The sequence below is a fragment of the Pseudomonas sp. LS-2 genome, from assembly GCF_003605735.1.
Lineage (GTDB): Bacteria > Pseudomonadota > Gammaproteobacteria > Pseudomonadales > Pseudomonadaceae > Aquipseudomonas.
In genome coordinates this window covers 1-9,161 of sequence record NZ_QXTJ01000013.1, presented here as the reverse complement: position 1 = coordinate 9,161, position 9,161 = coordinate 1, and the positions used below count along the sequence as shown (strand labels likewise).

Genomic DNA, 9,161 nt, shown 5'->3' with positions numbered 1-9,161 from the left:
TGGCCAGAAGCGAGGTAGTGAGCTTAGCCGAACCTCTACAAATCCCGCTGTTTCCGGAACTGCCCCGGTGGCATGCCGTGGGCGTGGCGAAAGCGGCGGGAAAAATAGGCTTCGTCGGCGAAACCGCAGAGCCTCGCCACNAGGCTTCGTCGGCGAAACCGCAGAGCCTCGCCACTTCTCCCACAGGCTTGGTGCCATTGAGCAACAGCGTGCGCCCCAGATGCATGCGTCGTTCCAGTACCAATTCGCTAAAGGTCTTGCAGACTCCCTTATGCAGCATTTAGGCACAGACCTGGATCGGCTTTTGGTTTTGATTCTGGCCGGAGGCCGTGGGAGCTTGGCTTGCCAGCGATCTGACGCGCAGCGGCAGTAAACTCGGCTGGCTAGGGTGTTCCTGACACAGTGAGGTATCTGATCTTACTGCCGGTACTCGGCAGATCGCTGGCAAGCCAAGCTCCCACGGCCTCTGGCCAGAAGCGAGGTAGTGAGCTTAGCCGAACCTCTACAAATCCCGCTGTTTCCGGAACTGCCCCGGTGGCATGCCGTGGGCGTGGCGAAAGCGGCGGGAAAAATAGGCTTCGTCGGCGAAACCGCAGAGCCTCGCCACTTCTCCCACAGGCTTGGTGCCATTGAGCAACAGCGTGCGCGCCAGATGCATGCGTCGTTCCAGTACCAGTTCGCTGAAGGTCTTGCCGACTTCCTTACGCAGCCAGTGGGTCAGGTAGTTGGGCGAGAGGAACGCGGCGGACGCTGCTTTCTTCAGGCTCAAATCCGGGTCGCAGAGGTTCTTGCGCACGTATTCCGACATTCGCGCCAGCGCGTCGCGGCGGCTGCGCTCGGCGGCGTTATCGTCGGCCAACAGTTTGATCGGGTCGGCGTAGAGTTCGCACACCGTGCCGATCAATTGCAGCAGGCAACCCTTGAGGATTTCTCGCGTGCCGAAATGACGGTTCTGATCCAGCGTGCGCATGCGGTCGAGCAGGCGCTGGATTTCCGAAAATTGTTCAGCGTTCAGGGTGAAGTCCAGGTGCTCTTGAAAACGGAACGGCGACAGTTCTGGGGCCAGGGCGATAGCCACGTCTTCGAGGTCCAGCGGATCGCACTGCAACTGCGGCAACAGAAAGGTTTGGGCGAAGTTGATCAGCAGGAAATTGCCTTCCGGCGGGTGTGGGATCAGGTGAAGTTTATGCGGCAGGATGAACGCCAGCGTGTTGCGCGGGAATGGACGAACCACGCCGCCGATGTGCTGCACGGTATCGCCGCCAAGGTTGATCTGAATCTGGAAATACTCATGACGATGAGGCGCAGTTTCCGGTTTGCCTTCGGTCTTGCCACGGATGTAGAAGTCGGGCCGCTCGCTGCGTTGTTGCATACCGTAAGTGGGGACGCGATTGGCAGAGTCCATCGTGAATTCCTCGTTGTACTGCTTTTTATTGTCAGTTGTCCTACGACATCATTCAAAACCTTTCTACTGACGGTCGCCAGTTTTTTTGTCCAAAAAACCGCAACCCAGGCGTGAAATTAGAAAGGCTCTATCGCAATGGTTACGAGCCGTTTTCACCACCCTCCGGCTGTCATTCTCCCTCCGGAATTTCTTGGACAAATAATTAGAGCAGGGCGCTGAAATCCCAAAAAGTTCTAAGCGCCGGGTTGTTTAAAACCAGTCGTACGATAACTTAGGGGTGTGCTTCATCACTCGATTCCAATAAAAACAATGAGGAATTCTCATGTCGAGCAACCCTGATATTCAGGCGATCGACGCCACTGTGGCCGCTCCCGCGGCAGCAGCTCCGGCTCGCCTTTCATCCCATCGTCGCTGGTTCATGCTCTCGCTCCTGCTAATCGCTACGATCATCAACTATGTGGACCGGGTCAACATCTCCATCGCGGCTCCCTTCATGGCCAAGGACCTGGGCCTGGACAAAGTCGAGATGGGCCTGATCTTCTCGGCCTTCGCCTGGACCTACGCGTTCGCACTGGTGCCGGCCGGCTTCATCGCCGACCGTTTCGGTTCGCGACTGACTTACGGCGCCTCGCTCATCTCATGGTCTGCGGTAACGGTTTGCCAGGGGATGGCGGGTGGGTTCGCTTCCCTGTTCGGCCTTAGGCTGGCTATCGGTGCCATGGAGGCGCCAGCATTTCCGGCCAACAGCCGCGCGGTAACGGTGTGGTTCCCGGCGCGTGAGCGGGGCATGGCGAGCAGTATCTATGTCTGCGGCCAGTACCTGGGCACGGCGCTGTTCACTGGCCTGCTGTTGTGGTTGGCGACGACCTACGACTGGCGCCACGTGTTCTACAGCACCGGTATCGTCGGCATCGTCTTCGGTGTCGCCTGGCTTTACTTGTACCGCGATCCGCTGAACTGCAAGAAGGTCAGCAAGCAGGAACTGGAGTACATCGAGGCGGGCGGCGGCCTGGTCAAAAGCAGTCAGGACAAGAACAAGTTCAAGTGGGCGCAGATCGCTGAATTGCTCAAGTATCGTCAGGTCTGGGCAATCTGCATCGGCAAGTTTGCCAGCACATCGGCGCTGTCTTTCTTCCTGACCTGGTTCCCGACTTACCTGATCGGAGAGCGTCATTTGACCATGGTCAAGGTCGGCATCTTCGCAGTGCTGCCATTCATTGGCGCCACCGTGGGTGTCCTGCTGGCAGGATTCATTGCCGACTGGATGATTCGTCGTGGCGTGTCGCTGTCCTTCGCTCGCAAGCTGCCGTTGGTGGTGGGATCAGCGCTGGGTATGTCGATCATGCTGGTCAACTTCACCGACTCGAACGAACTGTGCATCGCGTTGCTGACCATCGCCTTCTTCGCACAAGGCATCGCCTCTTCTTCCTGGGCGGCAGTGTCTGAAGTCGCACCGAAAGAGCTGATAGGTCTGACAGGTGGCATCACCAGTCTGGCAGCCAACATCGGGGGCATCGTGACGCCAATCGTCATCGGCCAGATCCTCCACCTGACGGGTAATTTCGCCTGGGCTTTCTGGTTCATCGGTGGCATGGCGTGCATCGGTACGCTGTCGTATTCGCTGCTGCTGGGCCGCATCTACAGGATTGAACTGAAGGCCAGGTAAGCCTCAAGAATGTGTGTGTGACTTTATGCCGTACTAGGCAAGGGCGTACGTGAGTACGCCTTTTTTATGCGTCAGACATTGAGTTTTTTAGTCCAGCGCGAACATGGTTTTGTCCAACTTTCGTGTGTTTGGATCCCGTAGTCTCTGGATGAAACGGCCACGGGCCTTGAGGAAATTTCATGAGCAACTTTGTATTCGATCCCACGCCTGTTGCCAGTCTGCCGGTCAATGGCACTGACGCGCGTTTCCCCATCGCCCGGGTGTTCTGCCTGGGACGCAATTACCACTGGGGCGACTCGCTGAGTGCAGTACGCGAGGTGCCTGCGTTTTTCATGAAGCCTGCGACATCGGTCATCGACGCCACGGGCGAGCTGGAATTCCCGACGCAAACCGAACAGTTCTGCCACGAAATCGAACTGGTCGTGGCGATTGGTAAAGACGGATTTGAAATCAGTGAGGAGCAGGCGCTCGAACACGTCTGGGGCTATGCGGCCGGGCTCGATCTGACCCGTCGCGATCTTCAAATGGCCGCCAAGGCGGTGGGTAATCCGTGGGAGCCGGCCAAGGCTTTCGATGGCTCGGCGCCGATTACCCCGATCATTCCGGCCAGCCGTGATGGTCACCCCGGACAGGGCGCGATCTGGCTCAGCGTCAATGGCGTGGAGCGCCAGCGTTCGGATCTGGAAAGCCAGATCTGGTCGGTCGGCGAGATCGTCAGCCAGCTGTCCCATTCGGTCTGCCTGCGGGCAGGCGACCTGATCATGACCGGCACGCCGCCAGGCGTTGCAGCGCTGCAGGCCGGGGATGTGATCAATGCCGGTATCAGTGGCATCGGCGAATTCGAAGTGCGGATCGGCAGCCGTCGCGCTGGCTGACTCGGAATAAAAACAGCATCCAGATGAGCAACAGGAGAACAACAATGACTGAACAACAATCTCTCTCGAAAACTGCCTTGGTGACCGGCGCTGGCAGCGGTATCGGCCGCGCTGTCGCCTTGGGTCTGCTGGAAGACGGTTACAAGGTTGTCGTCACCGGGCGTCGTATCGAACCGCTCGAAGAACTGGTGGCGCTGGCCCGTGAACAAGGGGGCGAAGCGTTGGCGGTGTCCACCGACGTCCGCGATCCGGCCAGCGTCGACAACCTGTTTGCAACCATCGAAGAGGTCTATGGACGCCTCGATGTGGTGTTCAACAACGCCGGCGTCAATGCGCCCGCCGTGCCGATGGACGAGCTGCCAGTCGAGAAGTGGCTGAGCGTGATCGACACCAACGTCACCGGTGTTTTCCTGTGCAGCCGAGGTGCGTTCGGGCTGATGCGCAAACAGTCGCCACAGGGTGGCCGGATCATCAACAACGGCTCGATTTCCGCTCACGTGCCACGCCCGTTCACCGGTCCGTACACTGCCAGCAAACACGCCGTCCTGGGCCTGACCAAAAGCCTGGCGCTCGATGGTCGCGAGTTCAATATTGCCTGCAGCCAGATCGACATTGGCAACGCCCTGACCGAGCTGTCAGTGCGCATGACCAAAGGCGTGCGTCAGGCTAATGGTTCGATTGCGGTGGAGCCGATGATCGACGTCAAACACATTGCCGACGCCGTGCGCTACATCTCCGCGCTGCCGCTGTCGGCCAACGTCCTGAACATGACCGTCATGGCGACCAATATGCCTTTCGTGGGCCGTGGTTGATCCGTCCGATCCGATATGAGCGAGACATCGATGAAACCTGAAATCCTCCAGTTGAGCCCGATCCTGATTCCAGAGGTCAACGCCACACTGAACGAGCTGTACACCGTTCGCCCCTATTTTCAGCAGACCGACAAGGCTGCGTACCTGCGTGAACACGGCGCCAACATTCGCGGCGTGGTCACCGGTGGCCACACCGGCATCAAGCGCGAAGTCATGGAACAACTGCCGAAGGTCGAAGTGATCGCGGTCAACGGCGTGGGTACCGATGCGGTCGATCTGGCGTATGCGCGCGATCGCGGAATTCGCGTCACTGCCACCATTGGTGCGCTGACTGAAGACGTCGCCGACCTGGCCATTGGTTTGCTGATTTCAGCCTGCCGCGGGCTGGGCACAGGTGATCGTTATGTGCGTTCCGGAGAGTGGGCCAGAACTGCAACGCCATTGGTCCCGCTGCCGCTGGCGCGCCAGTTCAGCGGCATGCGTATCGGCATCGTGGGGCTGGGCCGGGTAGGGCGCGCCGTCGCCACGCGTGCGGCTGCGTTCGGTTGCCCGATCAGCTACACCGACCTCAACGCAATGAGTGATGTGCCTTACACCTTCGTTTCCGATCTGGTGGAACTGGCCCGCCAAAGCGATGCGTTGATCGTCGCCGCAGCCGCCGACAAGGCCAAGGGCATCATCAACGCCAAGGTGCTCAACGCCTTGGGCGCAGAGGGCTATCTGATCAACGTGGCGCGGGGCAGTCTGGTCAATGAGCCGGATCTGATCGCGGCGCTGGAGTCGGGGTCGATTGCTGGCGCCGGGCTGGACGTATTCGTCGACGAGCCGAATGTACCGGACGCGTTATTTGGGCTGGAAACCGTGATCTTGCAACCGCACCGCGCAAGCGCCACCGTACAGACCCGTACGCGCATGGGGCATATGGTGCTGGCAAGCCTGGCCGCCGTGCTGGAAGGCAAGGAGCCGGTGGGCGCGGTGGTTTGAGGCCGGAAACTTACGGCTAGGCATTTCGGGATGAAGGGAATGCCCTGTAGCAGTCCGGCTTGCCGGCGGCAGCGATCTGGATGACGCCACCCGCCGGCAAGCCGGACTGCTACGGATACGCGGTGCACCCAATGTGGGTCTCTGATAAGGCTGATTGCACCATCCTCAATCCTCGCCAACATCTCAAAACCCCGCCGTCCCCAACGCCAGTTCCTCCACCAGAAAATCGATGAACGCCCGTGTCTTCATCGGCACCCGGCGTGCCGACGGGTAGACCGCGTTCACCGAAATCGCTGGTGCCTGCCATTCGCACAGCACCGGCATCAATCGACCATCCGCCACGGCCCGTTCAACGATGAAGTTGGGGAGCAAGGCGATGCCCATTCCGGACACCGCCGCCTGAGCCAGGATGTCGCCGTTATTGGCGTGCAGCGGGCCGCTGACGGTCACACGCTGGGTTTCCTTGCCGTTGCACAGTTGCAGGCTGATGCCGCTTTGCAGATAGCCGTAACTGAGAAATTTGTGCTGGCTCAGTTCTTTTGGCGATTGCGGCTCGCCTTCTCGCTCCAGATAGGCCGGCGACGCGACCATGATCCTGGGCGCTGGCGCCAGTGTCCGGGCGACCATCGATGAATCGGGCAAGCTGGCGATACGGATGGTCACGTCGAAGCCACCCTTGACCGGATCGACCTGCTGGTCGCTGAGCACCACCTGCAATTCGACATTGGGGTGGCGCTCGTTGAACAGCGGGATCAGCGGCCCCAGCCGGCTCAGTCCAAACGACATCGGCGCGTTGACACGCAGCACGCCGCGTATTTCACCCATCCCTGTGCGCGCCCGCTGCTCGGCTTCGTCCAGCGAAGCGATGACATCGCGACAGGCATCGTAGTACTCGGCGCCAGCCTCGGTCAGGTGCAGGCTGCGCGTAGTGCGTTGCAGCAACTGCACACCGATGGCCTCTTCCAGCGCCTGAATCTGTTTACTGACTTTCGAGCGCGGTACATCCAGTGCGCGGGCAGCAGCGGCGAAGCCATTGGCGCCGACGGTGGCGACAAACGCGCGCATGCATTCGATACGATCCATTAACGTCCCTAATATGGAAACAATGAGTCTCGATTCTATGGGATTGTTCCGAAGTCGGCTAGTCCGTAGATTTACTCCCAAGCCAGCAAGCAAACAGCTCGAAGAGCTCCAGCGGCGACCCACTACAGACCCTTGTCGAAATTAAAAGGAACATGCCATGTCTATCCGCGAACTGTTGAACCCGACCAACTCCGCTCTGATCCTGATCGACCACCAGCCGCAAATGGCCTTCGGCGTACAGTCGATCGATCGCCAGACGCTGAAGAACAACACGGTCGGCCTGGCCAAGGCGGCGAAGATTTTCAACGTACCGACCATCTTTACTTCGGTCGAAACCAAAAGCTTCAGCGGTTACATCTGGCCGGAACTGCTGGCGGTACATCCGGAACAACAGCCCATCGAACGCACCTCGATGAACTCTTGGGAAGACAAGAAACTGGTCGAAGCGGTGAAGGCAACCGGTCGCAAGAAACTGATCATCGCTGCGCTCTGGACCGAAGTCTGCCTCAACTTCCCGACACTTGACGCACTGGCGGAAGGTTATGAGGTGTACATCGTTACCGACGCCTCCGGTGGCACGACCAAAGAAGCCCACGACATGTCGGTGCAGCGCATGATTCAGGCGGGCGCGGTGCCGGTCACCTGGCAGCAGGTTCTGCTCGAATTCCAACGTGACTGGGCTCACAAGGAAACCTACGAAGCGGTCATGCAACTGGTGCTGGAACACAGCGGCGCGTATGGCATGGGTGTCGACTACGCCTACACCATGGTTCACGGAGCGCCACAACGTAAGCTCGACTGACTCACGAAGAGTTGAATGTTTTCCACCCGATGGAGCGAATAAAGACGCTCCATCGGGTGTTTTTGGTTTGGACACGCAGGCTGTTTCAACAGGCGTAGACTGCTGTTATCCGAACCCAGAAGAACCCTTCATCATGATCGGAACCGAAGTGCTCACCCCGCAAACCATGACCCTGGCTTGGCTGCTTTATGTGCCGCTGCTGCTGTGGGCGGTGTGGCGCAGTCCATGGATCGAGCTGTTCAGCGACGCCCGTCGCCAGCATCTTTTTTTCGGCACCGTCTTCGCTCTGTTCCTACTCTGGCTGATGCGCCGGGACTTCGAAACCGGCGTTTCCTATCACCTGCTGGGCATGACCGCTGTGACCCTGTTGCTGGACTGGCCGCTGGCAATCATCGGTGGACTCTTCGCACAATTGGGGATGCTGGCGATGGGGCGACAGGACCTGGCGTCCATCGGCGTCAACGGTCTGCTGCTGATCGCGATCCCGGTACTGATTACCGAAGCCTGCTCGCTGATCGTCGAGCGCGCCCAACCGAAAAATCCGTTTACCTACATTTTCTGCTCAGGGTTCTTTGCGGCGGGGTTAGCGGCATTGACGTGCCTGATGGTTGCCATGGCTTTGCTCTGGTACGACGGATTGTTCGCGATGCCGGAATGGCTGGGGGATTTCGTCGGCTACCTGTGGCTGATCATTTTCCCCGAAGCGTTCATCAACGGAATGATCGTTACCGCGCTGGTGGTGTTCTGCCCCGAGTGGCTTGAGACGTTCAACCGGACCCGATATTTGTCGGAGCCGTGGACGGCTGATGGTGATAAGTGAACCGTCGTCTTCGCCGCCCTGACAACTCCAGCGTCCCCCACCGATATTCGGATGATGACCGGTTCTGTGTCTGGCGAAATGTGTGGGGGACGGCTTGCTGGCGAATGCGGTGGGTCAGTCACATTGCCGTCGATTGACCCATTGCAATCGCGGGCAAGCGCGCTCCTACACTGTTTTGGGTTCAGCTCAGAATTCCGGTATTTCTCAAACCAGCCGATCGCCGACAAGTCGACTCCTAGGCCCTTCGGGCAGAATCAAAAACTGAGCGGCTAGCACTAATCTGCTTCTGCCGAAGGCGTGGGAGTTGGCTTGCCGACGATCTGCCGCGAAGCGGTAGTCAATACTGAGCATGCGGTGGATCAGGAAGAATGAGTTGCCTGGTTTCGCGACTGCTGCGCAGCCGATCGCCGACAAGTCGACTCCAACGCCCTTCGGGCAGAATCAAAAACGATGCAGCCAGCATTGATCTGCTTCTGCCGAAGGCGTGGGAGTTGGCTTGCCGACGATCTGCCGCGAAGCGGTAGTCAATACTGAGCATGCGGTGGATCAGGAAGAATGAGTTGCCTGGTTTCGCGACTGCTGCGCAGCCGATCGTCGACAAGTCGACTCCCACGCCCTTCGGGCAGAATCAAATCGATGCGACTAGCACTCATCTGCTTCTGCCGAAGGCGTGGGAGTTGGCTTGCCGACGATCTGCCGCGAAGCGGTAGTCAA

Annotated in this window: 9 protein-coding genes and 2 pseudogenes; 6 read left to right on the top strand and 5 right to left on the bottom strand. The window is 59.0% G+C overall.

Annotation, left to right across the window (positions count from 1 at the left end):
- Nucleotides 1–35: 35 nt before the first annotated feature.
- From D3M70_RS32775 to D3M70_RS07110, 3 genes and pseudogenes are all read right to left on the bottom strand, one after another.
- Nucleotides 36–140, bottom strand: a pseudogene (locus tag D3M70_RS32775) (AraC family transcriptional regulator); the annotation flags it as partial.
- Nucleotide 141: 1 nt separating this feature from the next.
- Nucleotides 142–277, bottom strand: a pseudogene (locus D3M70_RS32770) (AraC family transcriptional regulator); the annotation flags it as partial.
- A gap of 225 nt (nt 278–502) precedes the next feature.
- A complete protein-coding gene (locus D3M70_RS07110) occupies nt 503–1,405 on the bottom strand; it encodes an AraC family transcriptional regulator (RefSeq protein WP_120125118.1) in 903 nt (300 codons plus the stop codon).
- A 322-nt stretch (nt 1,406–1,727) separates the two neighbouring features.
- Here D3M70_RS07110 and D3M70_RS07105 point away from each other — a divergent pair, with 322 nt between their 5' ends.
- From D3M70_RS07105 to D3M70_RS07090, 4 genes are all read left to right on the top strand, one after another.
- Nucleotides 1,728–3,071: an MFS transporter gene (locus tag D3M70_RS07105; protein WP_120125117.1), complete on the top strand. Its 1,344-nt coding sequence runs from the start codon at nt 1,728–1,730 to the stop codon at nt 3,069–3,071.
- A gap of 179 nt (nt 3,072–3,250) precedes the next feature.
- The gene (locus D3M70_RS07100; protein ID WP_120125116.1) at nt 3,251–3,946 is read left to right on the top strand and encodes a fumarylacetoacetate hydrolase family protein; all 696 of its coding nucleotides are present in this window, start codon (nt 3,251–3,253) and stop codon (nt 3,944–3,946) included.
- Nucleotides 3,947–3,990: 44 nt separating this feature from the next.
- Nucleotides 3,991–4,758 carry an SDR family oxidoreductase gene (locus D3M70_RS07095; RefSeq protein WP_120125115.1) on the top strand — a complete coding sequence of 256 codons (768 nt, stop codon included), beginning with the start codon at nt 3,991–3,993 and terminating at the stop codon, nt 4,756–4,758.
- A 30-nt stretch (nt 4,759–4,788) separates the two neighbouring features.
- Entirely contained in the window at nt 4,789–5,742 is a 954-nt protein-coding gene (locus tag D3M70_RS07090; RefSeq protein WP_120125114.1) for a 2-hydroxyacid dehydrogenase, read from the top strand.
- 183 nt (nt 5,743–5,925) lie between these two features.
- On the opposite strand, the gene D3M70_RS07085 is transcribed toward D3M70_RS07090, so the two are convergent.
- A complete protein-coding gene (locus D3M70_RS07085) occupies nt 5,926–6,825 on the bottom strand; it encodes a LysR family transcriptional regulator (protein ID WP_120125113.1) in 900 nt (299 codons plus the stop codon).
- A 157-nt stretch (nt 6,826–6,982) separates the two neighbouring features.
- Between D3M70_RS07085 and D3M70_RS07080 the strand changes: the two genes are divergently transcribed.
- Nucleotides 6,983–7,627, top strand: a complete 645-nt coding sequence (locus D3M70_RS07080; RefSeq protein ID WP_074752122.1) for a hydrolase — start codon at nt 6,983–6,985, stop codon at nt 7,625–7,627.
- Between the two features lie 133 nt (nt 7,628–7,760).
- Nucleotides 7,761–8,447 carry an energy-coupling factor ABC transporter permease gene (locus D3M70_RS07075; protein ID WP_120125112.1) on the top strand — a complete coding sequence of 229 codons (687 nt, stop codon included), beginning with the start codon at nt 7,761–7,763 and terminating at the stop codon, nt 8,445–8,447.
- A 337-nt stretch (nt 8,448–8,784) separates the two neighbouring features.
- On the opposite strand, the gene D3M70_RS07070 is transcribed toward D3M70_RS07075, so the two are convergent.
- On the bottom strand, nt 8,785–9,048 hold the full coding sequence (locus tag D3M70_RS07070; protein ID WP_120125111.1) for a hypothetical protein: 264 nt from the start codon (nt 9,046–9,048) through the stop codon (nt 8,785–8,787).
- Nucleotides 9,049–9,161 lie beyond the last annotated feature (113 nt).